Origin of the sequence: Asanoa siamensis, from assembly GCF_016862555.1 — a bacterium.
Taxonomy (GTDB): Bacteria; Actinomycetota; Actinomycetes; order Mycobacteriales; family Micromonosporaceae; genus Asanoa; species Asanoa siamensis.
In genome coordinates this window covers 1-15,563 of sequence record NZ_BONE01000049.1, presented here as the reverse complement: position 1 = coordinate 15,563, position 15,563 = coordinate 1, and the positions used below count along the sequence as shown (strand labels likewise).

General features: G+C 70.0%; 14 protein-coding genes. 9 read left to right on the top strand and 5 right to left on the bottom strand.

Annotated elements, in window-relative coordinates:
• Positions 1 to 61 precede the first annotated feature (61 nt).
• From Asi02nite_RS26725 to Asi02nite_RS26710, 4 genes are read right to left on the bottom strand one after another with little or no spacing between them, the layout of a single operon-like run.
• Positions 62 to 847 (bottom strand): MerR family transcriptional regulator, encoded by a 786-nt coding sequence (locus Asi02nite_RS26725; RefSeq protein ID WP_203716671.1) that lies wholly within the window; start codon positions 845 to 847, stop codon positions 62 to 64.
• 23 nt (positions 848 to 870) lie between these two features.
• On the bottom strand, positions 871 to 1,617 hold the full coding sequence (locus tag Asi02nite_RS26720) for an ABC transporter permease (protein WP_203716670.1): 747 nt from the start codon (positions 1,615 to 1,617) through the stop codon (positions 871 to 873).
• Positions 1,614 to 2,381, bottom strand: a complete 768-nt coding sequence (locus Asi02nite_RS26715; RefSeq protein WP_203716669.1) for an ABC transporter ATP-binding protein — start codon at positions 2,379 to 2,381, stop codon at positions 1,614 to 1,616. Before Asi02nite_RS26715 ends, Asi02nite_RS26720 begins: the two co-directional genes overlap by 4 nt.
• A gap of 45 nt (positions 2,382 to 2,426) precedes the next feature.
• Positions 2,427 to 2,948 carry a hypothetical protein gene (locus Asi02nite_RS26710; protein WP_203716668.1) on the bottom strand — a complete coding sequence of 174 codons (522 nt, stop codon included), beginning with the start codon at positions 2,946 to 2,948 and terminating at the stop codon, positions 2,427 to 2,429.
• 85 nt (positions 2,949 to 3,033) lie between these two features.
• Between Asi02nite_RS26710 and Asi02nite_RS26705 the strand changes: the two genes are divergently transcribed.
• Genes Asi02nite_RS26705 through Asi02nite_RS26680 form a run of 6 tightly spaced genes read left to right on the top strand, consistent with a single transcriptional unit; the run spans position 3,034 to position 10,282 of the window.
• A complete protein-coding gene (locus Asi02nite_RS26705; RefSeq protein WP_203716667.1) occupies positions 3,034 to 4,677 on the top strand; it encodes an ABC transporter substrate-binding protein in 1,644 nt (547 codons plus the stop codon).
• Between the two features lie 8 nt (positions 4,678 to 4,685).
• Positions 4,686 to 5,642: an ABC transporter permease gene (locus Asi02nite_RS26700; RefSeq protein WP_203716666.1), complete on the top strand. Its 957-nt coding sequence runs from the start codon at positions 4,686 to 4,688 to the stop codon at positions 5,640 to 5,642.
• Positions 5,639 to 6,523 carry an ABC transporter permease gene (locus tag Asi02nite_RS26695; protein ID WP_203716665.1) on the top strand — a complete coding sequence of 295 codons (885 nt, stop codon included), beginning with the start codon at positions 5,639 to 5,641 and terminating at the stop codon, positions 6,521 to 6,523. Before Asi02nite_RS26700 ends, Asi02nite_RS26695 begins: the two co-directional genes overlap by 4 nt.
• Positions 6,520 to 7,521 carry an ABC transporter ATP-binding protein gene (locus Asi02nite_RS26690; protein WP_203716664.1) on the top strand — a complete coding sequence of 334 codons (1,002 nt, stop codon included), beginning with the start codon at positions 6,520 to 6,522 and terminating at the stop codon, positions 7,519 to 7,521. The genes Asi02nite_RS26695 and Asi02nite_RS26690 overlap by 4 nt, the downstream gene beginning before the upstream one ends.
• The gene (locus Asi02nite_RS26685; protein ID WP_203716663.1) at positions 7,518 to 8,498 is read left to right on the top strand and encodes an ABC transporter ATP-binding protein; all 981 of its coding nucleotides are present in this window, start codon (positions 7,518 to 7,520) and stop codon (positions 8,496 to 8,498) included. The genes Asi02nite_RS26690 and Asi02nite_RS26685 overlap by 4 nt, the downstream gene beginning before the upstream one ends.
• On the top strand, positions 8,495 to 10,282 hold the full coding sequence (locus Asi02nite_RS26680) for a gamma-glutamyltransferase family protein (protein WP_203716662.1): 1,788 nt from the start codon (positions 8,495 to 8,497) through the stop codon (positions 10,280 to 10,282). Before Asi02nite_RS26685 ends, Asi02nite_RS26680 begins: the two co-directional genes overlap by 4 nt.
• Positions 10,283 to 10,367: 85 nt before the next feature.
• On the opposite strand, the gene Asi02nite_RS26675 is transcribed toward Asi02nite_RS26680, so the two are convergent.
• Complete coding sequence (locus tag Asi02nite_RS26675) at positions 10,368 to 11,036, bottom strand: GntR family transcriptional regulator (protein ID WP_203716661.1); 669 nt, start codon at positions 11,034 to 11,036, stop codon at positions 10,368 to 10,370.
• Between the two features lie 205 nt (positions 11,037 to 11,241).
• On the opposite strand from Asi02nite_RS26675, the gene Asi02nite_RS26670 reads away from it, so the two are divergent.
• The 3 genes from Asi02nite_RS26670 to Asi02nite_RS26660 form a co-directional block, all read left to right on the top strand.
• Positions 11,242 to 11,919 carry a hypothetical protein gene (locus tag Asi02nite_RS26670; RefSeq protein WP_203716660.1) on the top strand — a complete coding sequence of 226 codons (678 nt, stop codon included), beginning with the start codon at positions 11,242 to 11,244 and terminating at the stop codon, positions 11,917 to 11,919.
• A complete protein-coding gene (locus Asi02nite_RS26665) occupies positions 11,916 to 15,062 on the top strand; it encodes an ATP-binding protein (RefSeq protein ID WP_239127121.1) in 3,147 nt (1,048 codons plus the stop codon). Before Asi02nite_RS26670 ends, Asi02nite_RS26665 begins: the two co-directional genes overlap by 4 nt.
• A 29-nt stretch (positions 15,063 to 15,091) precedes the next feature.
• On the top strand, positions 15,092 to 15,563 hold a 472-nt coding region (locus Asi02nite_RS26660), incomplete at its 3' end, for a hypothetical protein (protein ID WP_203716659.1).

Below are 15,563 nucleotides of genomic sequence, written 5' to 3'. Positions count from 1 at the left end.
CCTCACCCGCGCGGGGACGCCCGCCACACCGAGGGCGACGGTTTCGCCCGGGGAGCGCGGATCATGACCGTTCGTCCGATCCGGGCAGCCGCTCCAGGTTGGTCCAGCCCGTCCAGCCGCGCTCGCGCAGCAGCTCCAGCAACCGGGCCGCGCGCGGGTCGGCCTCCAGCGGCATGGCGTCCAGTAGGCTGACCGCCACCTCGTCGCGGGCCATCTCCGGCAGGGTCAGCTCCCCGGCGTCGTACGCGTCCTCGGCCAAGGCGGCCAGGATGTCGGCGACCTCGACGAGACGCGGTTCGTCGGCCGTGCCGTCCGCCAGCAGCTCCGACAGCAGGCGGTAGAGCCGGACGAGCCGCGGGTCCTCGAGCTGCGCGCGCTTCGCGGCCATCACCGGGCCGATCAGGTGGGGCCACCGGGCCGCGACCAGGATCCACCCGTCCCGCTCCCCCTCGACGATCCCCTCCGACGCCCCGATCTCCCGCAGCAGGTCCAGGTAGGAGATCACCTCCGGCGGGAGGGCCAGCGTCTCGATGTCGGGGAGCTGGGCGATCTGCTTGCGGCTCAGCTCCAGCCGGTCGATCTCCGCGCGCAGCTGGTTGTCGATCCCCTCGACCGCCGTGGCGAAGGCGGCCGGGTCGGCTTCGAGCATCTCGCCGATCCGGGAGAGCGGCACGCCGGCGTGTGCGAGCGTGCGGATCTTGATGAGCGACACCGCCGCCCGCGCGCCGTACCTCCGGTAGCCCGAGGCGTCCCGTTCCGGCTCGGGCAGCAGGCCGACCTGGTGGTAGTGGCGCACCGCCCGCACCGTGACGCCGGCGAACGCCGCCAGTTGACCGATCGTGAGCATGCTTCGATCCTGCCTGGTCGGACTCAGGAGATCCTGCGCCGGTAGACGAGATTCGCACCCAGATAGGCGACCACGAGGATCCCGGCGCACCACGCGAGCGCGGCCCACAGGTCGCCGCCGACCGGCTGCCCGGTGAACAGGCCGCGCAGCGCGTTCACCAGAGGGGTCACCGGCTGGTGCTCGGCGAAGGCGCGCACCGGGCCGGGCATGGTGCCGGTGGGCACGAAGGCAGAGCTGATGAACGGCAGGAAGATCAACGGGTACGAGAACGCGCTGGCGCCGTCGAGGGTGCTCGCGGTCAGGCCGGGGACGACGGCGATCCAGGTGAGCGCGAGCGTGAACAGCAGCAGGATGCCCGCGACCGCGAGCCAGGCGAGCGGCCCGGCGCCGGAGCGGAAGCCCATCAGGAGGGCGACGCCGACGACGACCACGAGCGAGAGCGCGTTGGCGACGAGCGAGGTCAGCACGTGCGCCCAGAGCACGCCAGGGCGGGCGATCGGCATCGACTGGAAGCGCTCGAAGATCCCGCTACGCATGTCGGTGAAGAGCCGGAAGGCGGTGTACGAGATGCCCGACGCGATCGTGACGAGCAGGATGCCCGGCAGCATGTAGTTCACGTACGAGACGGATCCGGTGTCGATCGCGCCGCCGAACACGTACACGAAGAGCAGCATCATGGCGATGGGCGTGACCGCGGTCGTGATGATGGTGTCCAGGCTGCGGGTGACGTGCCGCAGCGTCCGTCCGGTGAGGACGATGGTGTCGGTCATGCGGCGTCCTTCACGACGGCGAGGAAGACGTCCTCGAGGGTCGGCTGCTTCTCGACGTACTCGACCTGGGCGGGCGGCAGGAGCCGCTTGAGCTCGTCGAGCGTGCCGTCGACGACGATCCGTCCCTCGTGGAGGATCGCGATCCGGTCGGCGAGGTGCTCGGCCTCCTCCAGATGCTGCGTGGTGAGCAGCACGGTCGTGCCTCCGGCGGCGAGCTCTTTCACGGCGGCCCACACCTCGATGCGCGCCTCCGGGTCGAGCCCGGAGGTGGGCTCGTCGAGGAAGATGACGGACGGGTCCCCGATGAGGCTCATCGCGATGTCCAGCCGGCGCCGCATGCCACCGGAGTAGGTCGCCGCCCGCCGGGCACCCGCCTCGGTCAGCGCGAACCGCGCCAGGAGCCCGTCCGCGATCGCACCCGGGTTCTTCAGGTGCCGCAACCGGGCGACCAGCACGAGGTTCTCCCGGCCGGTGAGGATGTCGTCGACGGCCGCGAACTGCCCGGTGAGGCTGATCGACGCCCGCACGTGGGCGCCCTGGGAAGCGACGTCGTACCCGTCGACCCGGACGGTCCCGGCGTCGGCCCGCAGCAGTGTCGACAGGATCCGCACCAGCGTGGTCTTTCCGGCCCCGTTGGACCCGAGCAGGGCGAAGATGCTCCCCCGGGCCACATCGAGATCGACGCCGCGCAGCACGCGCAGCTCCTTGTAGGCCTTCTCCAGCCCCCGCACGCTGATCGCGGGACTTTGATCGCTTGTTCTCATGCCGGCCAGCATGGAGGGTTGACGCTGCGTCAGGGTCAAGCCCGATCAGGCCAGCAGGGCCGGCGCGAGGAACAGCGTGAAGAGCACGGCGAAGAGCGTGTCCCAGTTCGAGGGCGAGTGGAGGCGGATCCACGCGCCACGTCGACCGGCGGCGAACTGCGCGTCGATGGCTGCCTGGTAGTGCATCGCGGGCCCGTACCGCAGGCCGTTGATCAGGACGTTGCCGAGTGCGAACACGAACAGGCCGGTCACCGCCACCCGCGACGCGGCCAGGAGCGGTTCGAGGCCGGGGCCGACCTCGTCCCGGAGATAGGTCGTCAGGCCGATGAGGGGCAGGCTCACGGCCGCGACCGTCAGCCAGGCCTGGATGCGCACGATGTTGGCCATCGTCAGGTGCGCGCCGTCCGTCGGGTGGTCGCGGCCCATCGCGCGGATCTCCTCGACGGTGAACGTCGCCCCGCCGCGGCGCATGAGTGCGCGCCGGATGAGGGGGGCCAGCAGGTGGACGAGTGGCCGTCCCGGATCACGAAACCGGCGTGTGACCACATCGACCCCGCTCGTCGTCATGGCTCAGCAGCGTAGCGCCCGCCATGTCTTGCGCGATCTTCGTATACAACATACGCTCCGACAACCGTCGATAGAGGAGCCCCTCATGACGAACCTCTCGCGTGCAATCGGTCGGGCCGCCATCGGGGCGGTCGGGGTCGTCTGTGCGCTCACGGCGTGCTCGCCGGTTGACCCCGCGCCCGGATCCGACGAGAAGCCGGCGCAGACCCAGAACTCCTTCGGCACTCCCGCCAACGCGGACGAGGTCAAGCAGGGCGGCAAGCTCACCGTCGCGCTGTCCGCGGAGCCGGACCGGCTGGATCCCTCCTTGTCCCGCAGCCTCTACTCGCGCTACGTCTTCCAGGCGATGTGCGAGAAGTTGTACGACGTCAACGAGAAGGCGGAGGTCGTGCCGCAACTGGCCACGGCCCTGCCGACCATCAGCGCCGACGGCAGGACGGTCACGATCCCCGTGCGGCAGGGCGTCAAGTTCGCCGACGGCACCGACTTCAACGCCGCCGCCGTCAAGACCACCCTGGAACGGCACCTGACCCTGCCGGAGTCGGCCCGCAAGAGCGAGCTCGGGCCCGTCGACACGGTCGAGGCCACCGACCCGCAGACCGTCGTCGTCAAGCTGAAGACGCCGTTCGCCCCGCTCGTCGGCGCGCTCGCCGACCGGGCCGGCATGATCATGAGTCCCACGGCCCTGCAGAGCCTGGGCACCAACTTCGCCTCGGCGCCGGTCTGCGTCGGCCCGTTCAAGTTCAGCAAGCGGGTGCCGCAGAGCTCGATCGACGTCGTACGCGACAGCAACTACTACGCCGCCGACAAGGTGCACCTCGACGGCATCTCGTGGCGCATCCTGACCGACGCGAGCATCCGCTCCGCCAACCTGCGGGCCGGCGACGCGGAGATCGCGGACAGCGTGTCCACCCAGGACGTCGAGAGCCTCCGCAAGGAGTCGTCGCTGACGGTGCTGCAGTCGCAGTCGCTGGGCTACCAGGGCATCACCATCAACGTGGGCAACGTCGACGGCCTCGGCACCCCGCCGAAGCCCATCGACCGGCCGATCGCCAAGCAGAAGGAGGTACGGCAGGCCTTCGAGTACGCGATCGACCGCAAGGCCCTCGTGGACGCCGTCTTCAACGGGATCCCCAGCCCGGCCTGCGGCCCGATCTCGCCGGCGAGCGTGTTCTCCTCGGAGGCCGCCCAGAAGTGCCGCGAGCACGACCCGGCCAAGGCCAAGCAGCTGCTGGAGGCGGCGGGCGTGCCGACGCCGTACACGGTGAAGATGTTGGCCTCGAACACCCCCGACACGCTGCGCCTGGCCCAGGCACTGCAGTCGATGGTCAAGGAGGGCGGCTTCAACATCGAGATCGTTCCGGTGGAATATTCCTCGCTCCTCGACGAGCAGGACCGCGGCAACTTCGAGATCCTCCAGCTCGGCTGGAGCGGTCGCATCGACCCCGACGCGAACATCGTCAACTTCGTGGGCACCGGCGGCAGCCAGAACGTCGCCGGCACCAGCAACCCGGCGCTGGACACCGTGCTCGGCAAGGCCCGCCAGTCGACGAGCCTCGACGAGCGCAGGCAGCTCTACGGCGAGGCGGTGACCCTGCTGCAGGAGGACAACCCGCTCGTCTACCTCTACCGCCAGGCCAATCTGACGGCGTTCTCCAACAAGGTCAAGGGCGTGCAGGTGTTCCCGGACGGCGTCATCCGCGCGGCCTTCGCCGGCTTCGCCAAGTAGGTCGCCCGGTGGCCAGATACCTTCTGACGCGGGCGTGGCACTCCGCGCTGACCCTGGTGTTGGCGTCGGTGGTGGTGTTCCTCGGAATCCGTGCGCTTCCGGGGGACCCCGCGCTCGCGCTGGCGGGTGAGGACCGGACGCCGGAGGCACTGGCGGCGATCCGCAAGGAGTACGGGCTGGACCGTCCCGTGACGGTCCAGTTCGGACAGTACGTGGAACGGGCCGTCCAGGGCGACTTCGGGCACTCGATCCGCACCGGCCTGCCGGTGTCGGACATGCTCCGCACCGCCCTGCCGGTCACGATCGAGCTGTCGGTGCTCGCGATCCTCATCGCCGCGGCGTTGGGGGTCGGCGCCGGGGTGGTCGCGGCGGTGCGCCGTGGCCGCCCGGCGGAGTGGGCGGCCAACGCCCTGGCCCTGATCGGCCTGTCGGTCCCCCACTTCTGGCTCGGCCTGCTGGCGATCCTCTATCTCTCGGTGGCGACGGGCCTGTTCCCGGCCTCCGGGTTCGTGCCGTTCTTCGACGACCCGGTGGGCAACCTGCACCACCTGATCCTGCCCGCGGTGATCCTCGGCACCGGCCTCGCGGCCATCATCATGCGGCAGACCCGGTCGGCGATGCTCGACTCGCTGTCGGCCGACTACGTGCGGACGGCCAAGGCCAAAGGCCTCTCGCCGCGCGCCGTGATCGGCCGGCACGCCCTGCGGAACAGTCTCATCGTGGTCACCACGATCGTCGGCCTCCAACTCGGCGGCCTCATATCGGGGGCGGTCGTGACCGAGCAGATCTTCGGCCTGCCGGGCTTCGGCAAGATGACGATCGACGCGGTGTTCCAACGGGACTATCCGGTGATCCAGGCGGTGGTGCTGCTGACCGCCACGGCGTACATCGTGATCAATTTCCTGGTCGATCTGCTCTACTCGCTGATCGACCCGCGCATCCGGGTGGCAGGTGACGCCGCATGACCATCGCCAGTGTCCCGGTGGCCGAGACCGGCCAGGTCAGCCTGACCGGACGCACCCGCGTCTTCCGGCGCCTGCGCCGCAACCCGCTCGCGATCGTGAGCTTCACGGTGCTCGCGATCGCGGTCGTGGTCGCCCTGCTGGCACCGTGGATCGCGCCGTACTCGGTCGACCAGACCGACTTCGGCAACATCTTCGCGCCACCCGGCACGCCCGGGCACCTGCTCGGGACCGACGACCTGGGCCGCGACGTGTTGTCCCGCATCATGCTGGGCGCCCGGGCGTCCCTTGTGGTGGGTTTCCTCGCGGTGCTGACCGCCCTCGTCATCGGGGTGCCGCTCGGCCTCGCGGCTGGCTACTTCCGGTCGCTGGACGCGGTCATCGGGCGGCTGACCGACCTGCTGCTGGCCTTCCCCTTCCTCATCCTCGCGGTGGGGCTGGCGGCGATCCGGGGCCCGAGCCTCGGCAACGCGGCCGTGGCGATCGGCATCGCGCAGATCCCGGGCGTGATCCGGGTGATCCGCTCCGACACGCTGCGCCTCAAGTCGCTGGACTTCGTCGCGGCGGCGGTGGTCGACGGCGCCAGCGACCTCTGGGTCCTCGGCCGGCACATCCTGCCCAACGCGACCTCGGTGATCCTGGTGCAGGCCACGGTGGCACTACCGGCGGCGATCCTGGGCGAGGCGGTGCTGTCGTTCCTCGGCCTCGGCATCCAGCCACCGGCACCCAGCCTGGGCACGATGCTGGCGACGGCGCAGCAGTTCGCGGCCCAGGCGCCGTGGGCGGCCACACTGCCCGGCCTCGCCATCATGATCCTGGCGTTGACGTTCAACGTGTTCGGCGACGCCCTGCGCGACGCCCTCGACCCGAAGGGTGACCGATGACGACGGCTACCCGGACCACCACCGCGATCCTGGAGGTCGCCGACCTGTCCGTCTCGTTCGAGACCGAGAGCGGCAAGGTCTCGGCGGTCGACCACGTCAGCCTGGACCTCGCCGCCGGTGAGATCGTCGGCGTCGTCGGCGAGTCCGGCTGCGGCAAGAGCGTCACGGCGATGAGCCTCGCCGGCCTGCTGCCGCGGACGGCCCGCGTCTCCGGTTCGGCCCGGTTGCGCGGCACGGAGCTCATCGGTGCCCCGGAGACCGAACTGCGGCGTGTACGCGGCAAGGAGATCGCATACATCTTCCAGGAGCCGATGACGTCGCTGAACCCGGTGCTCACCGTCGGGCGCCAGATCGGCGAGGTGCTCCAGGTGCACGAGCGGCTCTCCCGCAAGCAGGCCCGGGCCCGCGCCGTGGAACTCCTGGCGCTGGTCGGCATCCCGTCGCCGGCGACGCGGGTCGACAACTACCCGCACCAACTCTCCGGTGGCATGCGCCAGCGCGTGATGATCGCGATGGCGGTCGCCTGCAACCCGACGGTGCTGGTCGCCGACGAGCCGACGACCGCGCTCGACGTCACCGTGCAGGCGGGCATCCTCGAGGTGCTGCGGGACCTGCGTGACCGGCTCGGCACGAGCATCCTCGTCATCACGCACGACCTGGGCGTGATCGCCGACATCGCGGACCGCGTGGTCGTCATGTACGCGGGACGCGTCGTGGAGCGGGCGCCCGTGCACGAGCTGTTCGCCCGGCCGCACCACCACTACACGACGGGTCTGCTGAACGCCTCCCCCACGCCCGGCCGGCACGCGGGAACCGAGCGGCTGCAGGAGATCCCGGGTCTCGTGCCCGTGCTGACGACGCAGCCGGACGCCTGCACCTTCGCCGACCGTTGCCCGGCCGCTTCGGACCGGTGCCGCGGCGAGGCCCCGCCGCTCGGCACGCTCGGCCCCGCCCATCTCGTCGCGTGCTGGCACCCCGTGCAGGAGGCGGACCGATGACCGACGCCCTCGAGATCGAGGACCTGCGCATGCACTTCGGCCCGGTGCGGGCCGTGGACGGCGTGTCGCTGACGGTCCCGCGCGGCGGTGTGACGGCGCTGGTGGGTGAGAGCGGCTCCGGCAAGTCGACGGTGGGCCGGTGCGTGGTGCGGCTGCTGAAGCCGACGAGCGGCGTCGTGCGGATCGGCGGCGTCGACGTCACCGGCCTCTCGCGCCGCCAGTTGCGCCCGCACCGCGGCCAGGTGTCCATCGTGTTCCAGGACCCGGCCGGTTCACTGGACCCGCGGATGCTCGTCGGCGACGTGGTGGCCGAGCCGCTGCGGCTCTCGGAGCGGCGCCTGTCCCGCCGGGACAGGCAGCAACGTGTCGCCACCTCGCTGGGCCAGGTCGGCCTGCGGGAGGAGGTGGCCCGCCGCTATCCCCACGAGCTGTCCGGCGGCCAGCGGCAGCGCGTGAGCATCGCCCGGGCCCTGATCTCGAAGCCGGCCCTGCTCATCGCCGACGAGCCGACCAGCGCGCTCGACGTGTCGGTGCAGGCCTCGGTGCTCAACCTCCTCGCCGACCTCCAGCGGGACATCGGGTTCGCCTGCCTGTTCATCACCCACAACCTGTCGGCCGTGGAATACCTGGCCGACGAGATCGCGGTCATGTACCTCGGCCAGCTCATGGAGAAGGGCCCGCGGGAGCAGATCTTCGCGCGCCCGGCCCACCCGTACACCCAGGCTCTGCTCGCGGCCGCGCCCGTCGCGGACCCGGTGCGGCAACGCGCCCGCACGCCGGTCCTGCTCGGCGACGACCTGCCCTCCGCGCTGGACCCGCCCTCGGGTTGTCGGTTCCGGACGCGATGCCCCCTGGCGTTCGACAAGTGCGCGGCGGAGGTGCCGCCGCAAGTTCCGATAGGGACCGGAGAGGCGGCCTGTCACCTCGTGGGGGCCGACGGGACGCGACCGGACGTGCGAGCGGGAGCGCAGGGATGACGTTCACGACCAGGCCGACGCTGCAGGGCACGTTCGGGATGGTGTCGTCGACGCACTGGCTGGCGAGCCAGGCGGCGATGGGGATCCTCGAACGCGGCGGCAACGCCTTCGACGCGGCGGTCACCGCGGGCTTCGTGCTGCACGTGGTGGAGCCGCACCTGAACGGCCCCGGCGGCGAGGTGCCCGCCATCGTGGCCACCGCGGCGGATCCGCGCCCCCGGGTGCTGTGCGGGCAGGGCGTCGCCCCGGCGGGCGCCACCATCGGACACTTCCGGTCGCTCGGGCTGGACCTCGTCCCCGGGTCGGGCCTGCTCGCCGCCGCCGTGCCGGGCGCCGTCGACGCGTGGCTGCTGCTGCTGCGGGACCACGGCACATGCTCGCTGCGGGAGGTGCTGACACCCGCGATCGGGTACGCGAATGCCGGGCACCCGCTGGTCGGCCGCGTCGGGGACACCGTGGCGGCCGTGCGGTCACTGTTCGAGGAGCACTGGCCCACGTCGGCGGCCCTCTGGCTGCGGCGGGGCGCGCCTCCGCGGGCGGGCGAGATGTTCACCAACGCGGCGTACGGTGCCACGCTCGAACGGCTGGTGGCCGAGGCAGAAGCCGGCGGCGCGGGCCGCGAGGCCCAGGTGGAGGCCGCGCGGCGCGCGTGGCGGGAGGGGTTCGTCGCCTCGGCGATCGACCGCTTCTGCCGGCAGCCGGTCCGGGACTCCAGCGGTCGGGCACATGCGGGCCTGGTGACCGGGGACGATGTCGCCGGCTGGTCGGCCTCGTGGGAGGAGCCGGTCACGTACGGCTTCCAGGACCACGTCCTGGCCAAGACGGCGCCGTGGGGCCAGGGACCGGTGCTGTTGCAGACCCTGTCCATCTTGGACGCGCTGGACGATCCCGGCGTCTTCGACCCGTCGACCGAGCACGGCATCCACGCCGCGGCGGAGGCGCTCAAGCTGGCGTTCGCCGACCGCGAGGCCTGGTACGGCGACACGGGCGACGTGCCGGTGAAGGCGTTGCTGTCGCGGGAGTACGCGCTCGCGCGGGCGGGCCTGATCGGCCCGCGGGCCGCCACGGACCTGCGACCGGGGCGGCCCAACGGGGCGTCGCCCCGCCTTCCGCGCCACGTCTCCGGCGGCGGCTCGGGTCCGTCCATTTTCGACCCGACCACCGGCGAGCCGACCGTCCGGCCCGACGGCGTGACCCGCGGCGACACCTGCCACGTCGACGTCGTGGACCGCTGGGGCAACATGATCTCGGCGACGCCGAGCGGTGGGTGGTTGCAGAGCTCCCCCACGATCCCGGAGTTGGGCTTCCCGTTGGGCAGCCGGCTGCAGATGTTCTGGCTGGACGAGGGGTTGCCGTCGTCGCTGGCACCGGGCCGCCGGCCGCGGACGACGCTGAGCCCGACGATGGTGCTGCGCGACGGCCAGCCGGTGCTGGCCTGCGGCACGCCGGGTGGCGACCAGCAGGACCAGTGGCAGTTGCTGTTCCTGCTGCGTCATCTGGTGGGGGGCCGGTCGCTGCAGGAGGCGATCGACGCTCCTATGTGGCACACGACGAGCTTCCCGGCGTCGTTCCATCCGCGGGAGAGCGAGCCGGGGGTGCTCGTGCTGGAGGACCGGGTGGACGAGGAGGTTGTGGCCGGGCTGCGCGGGCGGGGGCACGAGGTCCGGCTGTCGGGGGCGTGGAGCCTGGGGCGGATGTGCGCGGTGTCCCGGGACCCGGCGACGGGGGTGCTGGCGGCGGGGGCGAACCCGCGGGGCATGCAGGGGTACGCGGCGGGGCGTTGAGCCCCGGTCGGGCTCGAGGGGAGGCGAGGTGTCGGCTGGGGGCGCGACGACCTTGCCCGGATCCTTCAGCGGGTGCCGTTGTCTCCTAGGCGCGGCCGGCGGTCTCGTGGGCGGCCGCGGACGCCGCGCCGACGTGTTCGAGGGCCACGGTCTCGGCCAGTTCGCCGTCGCCGGAGCCGATCGCGTCGACCAGCTTGATGTGCTCGTCCCACGAGTGCGGCGCGCGTACCTTCGCGGTCATCTGGAACACCCACTGCACGTGCAGGTAAAGGGCCTTGGCGATCGAGGCGAGCCAGGGGTTGCCGCTGATGCCGAGGATCTGCAGGTGCAGGGCGCTGTTGAGCTCGCCGACGCGGCGCAGGTCCTGGGCCTCGGTGGCGAGGCGGGCCTGCTCCAGCACGGCACGCAGGCTCGTCACGTCGCCCGGCGTGGCCCGCTCGGCGGCGAGGCGGGCGGCCAACGGTTCGAGGCGCTCGCGTACCGCGAAGATGTCATGGATCGTGGCACTGCTCGGCGACGCGACGACAGCACCGCGGCGCGGCAGGATCACCACGAACCCCTCGGCCTCGGCGACGCGCAGGGCCTCGCGAACCGGGTTGCGGGAAACCCCGAAATCCTCGGCCAGCCGATCCTCGGTGAGCCGCTCCCCCGGCGGATAGTCGCCGCTGATGATCCCCTTGCGAAGAGCAGCGAGCACCTGGTCGCGCAGCGGCAGGTGCTGAGCGCCGATCTTGGCCGGCTGGTCCGTATCCAACCCGACCGCCTCTCTATATGACGCGTGACGACGTATTGTATACGAAGAACAATCGCCATTGCGCAGGGCGCACGGTCAGAAACCGGACCACGAACCAGGTGGACGGTCATTACCGCGACCGAAGCGTTGCCGACTATCGGTTACCTGACACCCGCCCGGGGGCGCCCGGGCCTTCAGGGGCTCGCGGGAATAAGCCAATCCAGCAATGATGCTCTTTGCGGCTTCCCTGACCGCGCTCCCGACTCGGAAGATCATCGCCATGCCTGTTGCCCTGAGCACGCCTGCCCGGCAGGCTCTGATCGCCTTGATGCTGCACGTTACGGAAGCCTCGAACCCGGACCTTCGAAAGCTCTATCGCGTGACGATCGACAAGTCCGCTCGTGACGAGTTGAGCGGCGAGAAGCTGCTTACCTGGAAAAAGGGTTTGCGCAATGCGATCTTCCACGAGCTGACCGACCTGGGCTGGGCCCGTGGCAGACAGGAGTTGACGCTCGCGCCGCCGGATCGGGGCGGTGCCGCCTGGCACCTGCTCTACGGCACCTTTCGGCACCTTGACGGTCTGATGGCCACGAACGGTTACAAGCTTTCCGACGTCTTCGTCGGTCAGGACCATGGCCCACGTTCCATCGAGGACCGCATCCGGCAGGCATACGGCAAGCTTGCCGACGAACCCGGAGCCTTTGTCAGCCTTGCTCGGTTGCGCGATGAACTGCCGGACATCCCGCGAAAGGAGCTGGATGAGGCCCTGCTGGTTCTCGATCAGCAGCGGGCGATCCAGCTCGATCCTGACCCGAACCGCAAGGCCCTCAGCGACCGTGCCAAGGCGGCCGCGATTCCGCTCGGCGGAGAGGACATGCATCTGATCACGATCGGCTCCTCATGATCGACCCGCTCGAGCGGCGCGCGCTCGACGAGCTGCGCCGGCTGGACTGGGCGCCAACACAGGACGACGTCTGGTCGCGCCTGGACTTCCACATCGATGGGCTGAACGGTGACGTAGGCGCCGCGGTCCTCCGAACCTACGAAACGGCGGCTTCGAGCACTGGCCGCAACCCGGTCGGCCTGGTGATTCAGGGTCAGCACGGGTCTGGAAAAACGCACCTGATCCGCTGGGCGCGCGAGCGCGTGCAACTTCGCGGCGGCTACTTCTTTCTCATGGGGATCGCGGACGGCAGGTCGTTCTGGCCGAACGTGGTCTCCGCGCTGTTGCGCGGTCTGCACCGGCCCGGCTCGTACCGGCATCCGCAGCTCGCGGTGCTGCTCGAACGACTGGCAAAGATCGCCGGCGTGTCCAACGACCTGCGTTTGCGCGTGCGCGGCGCCAACCAGCTCACGCCCGAAGCGCTCGATCAATTCATCTCCGCATTCAGGCGGGCCGCGCCTGAAGTAGGACGCGAGTGCCGGCACACCCTCCGAGCCCTCACCATGCTCGCCTCCTCCGAGGAACACGCTAACGATCTCGCGGAGAACTGGCTCACTTCTGCGCAGGAGGAGACCGCCATCGGGCTGGAGCGCTGGGGCGTGCCCACCACGGTGAAGCAGCCGCAGGAGGTGGCGGGGGAACTCTCCCGTCTCGTCGCATGCACCGGGGCGGCGCTGTTTGCAGTGGACCAGATCGACCCGGTGTTCGCACAGGCGCGGACCTCCACGGTCGAGGACGGATCCGGTCGCGGAGCCAACGAGCCGATCGCGTTGGCCGCCGATCTCGGCGAGGGCCTGATGCAGCTACGCGAGGTGCTGAGTAGGACCGTGACAGTGGTCGCCTGCCTGCCGGGATCATGGGGGCTCATCGAACAGAACGCCGTGGCCTCGGTCAGTGGACGGTTCCGCAAGGAGACCCGACTCGCCCGGATCCCGTCCGCCGAGATTGCGACTGAGCTGGTCACCGCACGGTTCGAGCCATATTTCGAAACCGCCGAGTTTCCGCCGCCCTACCCAACCTGGCCGGTGGTGCCGGAGGCGTTCCGAGGCGCCTTGGGTTTCACGCCGCGCGGGCTGCTGCAGCGAGTGGACGAGCACGTGCGGGCGTGCCTCGAGGCGGATGAGGTCGTGCCGCTCACGGATCTGGATCAGGCGAAGCGGGTTCCGACTCGGTATGTGCCAGCGCCGCCTCGAGGCCGCCTGGAAATGCTGGACGGCCGTCTGGCCGCGCTCCGCGACGAAGTGGTGGTCGATGGAGCGCTGGCACCCGCGACCGAGGACAGGGAGATGTCCAGGCTGCTGCTCGCGGGTCTGCAAGCCTGGACCATCGAACAAGGCGAGAAACGCGCTCGATACAGCGTGCAGCGCGGTGAGGACGGCAACCCGTCGATGCACGCATGGCTTCGAGAGAGCTTGGACGAGGAGACCGAGGACGAGGCGCACTGGTCGTTCCGGGCGCTGTCACATCCCAACGCAATAGCGGTGCAGGCCCGGCTCCGGCGGCTGCTCAGTTTCGTCAACCTCGACCCGGCGATCAGCAAGCGTCGTGCCATCGTGCTGCGCAACCCGACGTGGCCGACTGGCAAGGTCAGCCAGCGCGTGAAGCAGGACTACCTCGACCGCGGTGGGATGCTGACCACGGTCTCGACCGATGACCTCCGAACCTTTGCCGCGCTCGCAGCGATGCTCAACGAGCACGATCCGGCCCTACCGGACTGGTTGCTAGCACGACGTCCGGCTGGAAACACCGCGCTCTTCGGTAAGGTCTTCGGGCCACCGCCCGACGACGGGGAGCCACAGAAACCCCAGCCCGACGCAACGGGCGGGCCCACGGGTTCGACGTCGGAGCCAGAGCCGGCGTTGGCACCCGAGCGCGCCGGGCCCAGCCTGGACCTCGGAACGATGACGGAGACCGGCGAGCCGGTACGCGCGCCGCTCGAATCTTTACGCAAACATGCGGTGATCTTTGCCGGCTCCGGGTCAGGGAAGACCGTCCTGATCCGGCGCCTGATCGAGGAGTGCGCGCTGAACGGCGTCTCCGCCATCGTTCTCGACCCGAACAACGACCTCGCCCGGCTCGGCGACCCCTGGCCAGAGCCACCGAGGACGTGGCGACCTGGCGACGCCGACCTGGCCGCCACCTACCTCGAGGGCACGGACGTGGTCGTTTGGACGCCTCGGCGGACCTCTGGGCGCCCGGTCAGTTTCCAGCCATTGCCGGACTTCGCGGCCGTCCTGGACGAGCCGGACGAGTTCGGTCTGGCCTTGGACACCGCCGTCGCGGCGCTCGCCCCGCGGGCCCGCATGGCCGGCAACACCGCGAAGGCGGACCGCGGCCGAGCGGTTCTTCGGCAGGCTCTGGACTATTTCGCGCGCACCCGCAACGGGGACCTGTCCCGGTTCGTCGACCTGCTCAGTGACCTGCCGGAAGGGGCGGCATCACTCAGCCGCGCGCATCAACTGGCCGCAGACATGGCCGAGACGCTGCGGGCTGCGATGGTGAACGACCCGATGTTCGGTGGCGAGGGCGAGACGCTCGACCCTGCAGTCCTGCTGAAGCCGGCGCCGGGCAAGCGCGCCCGGATTTCGGTGATCAGCCTGATCGGGTTACCGAACGACGAGCATCGTCAGAGCTTCGTCAACCAACTGCAGATGGCATTGTTCGCCTGGATCAAACGACACCCGGCGGGTGACCGGCCTCTGGGTGGCCTGTTCGTAATGGACGAGGCCCAAACCTTCGTACCCTCCGGGCCGCTGACCGCCTGCACTGAGAGCACCCTCGCGCTGGCCAGCCAGGCTCGGAAGTACGGGTTGGGCCTGATCTTCGCGACCCAGGCGCCGAAGGGCATCCACAACCGCATCATCGGTAATGCTGCGACTCAGTTCTACGGCTTCCTGAACAGTCCGGTCCAGATCGCGGCAGCGCGCGAGGTCGCATCGGCCAAGGGCACCACGGCGCTCGAGATCTCGCGCCTGGAAGCTGGTCAGTTCTACACCGTCGGCGAGGGAACACCTTTTCGCAAGCTAGCCGTTCCGATGTGCCTGTCGTATCACCCGGCGACCGCACTGAGCGCGGAAGAGGTGCTGGCTCGCGCCCGGACGTGAGCGGTGCCGCCAGATATCGAGGAGTTGGCATGGACATTGTCGTCGAAGGCCTCCTGAAACAGTTTCAGGCCGATCATGATCTCGACGCGCTTGCTGTCGACGAGGCGTTCGAGGCGTTCGCCGGCTTCTGCGTGCTGAGCTCCTTCTACGAGAGCGACTTCACGCCGGATGTGTTCCGGATGGGCGGCGGCAACGACTACGGCATCGACGTCTACGGCATCCTCGTCAACGGTGTCCTGCTTCGCGACGCGGCCGACGTGCGGGCGGCCGCGGAACAGGCCCGCCAGTTAGATGTGCATTTCATCGTCGTGCAAGCGAAGACGAGCGCGAAGTTCGAGACAAAGGTGATCGCCGACCTGGCTGACAACCTCTCGCACGTGTTCGGCACCGATGACCTGCCTTATCCGGCATCGTCCGATGTAGACAACCTGCGAGCCTGTCTCGATGCGATCTACGCCAACATAGCCAAGTTCTCGGGCGGCCGACCGCGGCTTCACGTTC

What these genes read in the sequence shown, in the direction of transcription:
- Asi02nite_RS26715 (WP_203716669.1), bottom strand. Translation starts at nt 2,381, where the DNA reads ATGAGAACAAGCGATCAAAGTCCCGCGATCAGCGTGCGGGGGCTGGAG.
- Asi02nite_RS26695 (WP_203716665.1), top strand. Translation starts at nt 5,639, where the DNA reads ATGACCATCGCCAGTGTCCCGGTGGCCGAGACCGGCCAGGTCAGCCTG.
- Asi02nite_RS26670 (WP_203716660.1), top strand. Translation starts at nt 11,242, where the DNA reads ATGATGCTCTTTGCGGCTTCCCTGACCGCGCTCCCGACTCGGAAGATC.
- Asi02nite_RS26690 (WP_203716664.1), top strand. Translation starts at nt 6,520, where the DNA reads ATGACGACGGCTACCCGGACCACCACCGCGATCCTGGAGGTCGCCGAC.
- Asi02nite_RS26665 (WP_239127121.1), top strand. Translation starts at nt 11,916, where the DNA reads ATGATCGACCCGCTCGAGCGGCGCGCGCTCGACGAGCTGCGCCGGCTG.
- Asi02nite_RS26685 (WP_203716663.1), top strand. Translation starts at nt 7,518, where the DNA reads ATGACCGACGCCCTCGAGATCGAGGACCTGCGCATGCACTTCGGCCCG.
- Asi02nite_RS26705 (WP_203716667.1), top strand. Translation starts at nt 3,034, where the DNA reads ATGACGAACCTCTCGCGTGCAATCGGTCGGGCCGCCATCGGGGCGGTC.
- Asi02nite_RS26680 (WP_203716662.1), top strand. Translation starts at nt 8,495, where the DNA reads ATGACGTTCACGACCAGGCCGACGCTGCAGGGCACGTTCGGGATGGTG.
- Asi02nite_RS26710 (WP_203716668.1), bottom strand. Translation starts at nt 2,948, where the DNA reads ATGACGACGAGCGGGGTCGATGTGGTCACACGCCGGTTTCGTGATCCG.
- Asi02nite_RS26720 (WP_203716670.1), bottom strand. Translation starts at nt 1,617, where the DNA reads ATGACCGACACCATCGTCCTCACCGGACGGACGCTGCGGCACGTCACC.
- Asi02nite_RS26725 (WP_203716671.1), bottom strand. Translation starts at nt 847, where the DNA reads ATGCTCACGATCGGTCAACTGGCGGCGTTCGCCGGCGTCACGGTGCGG.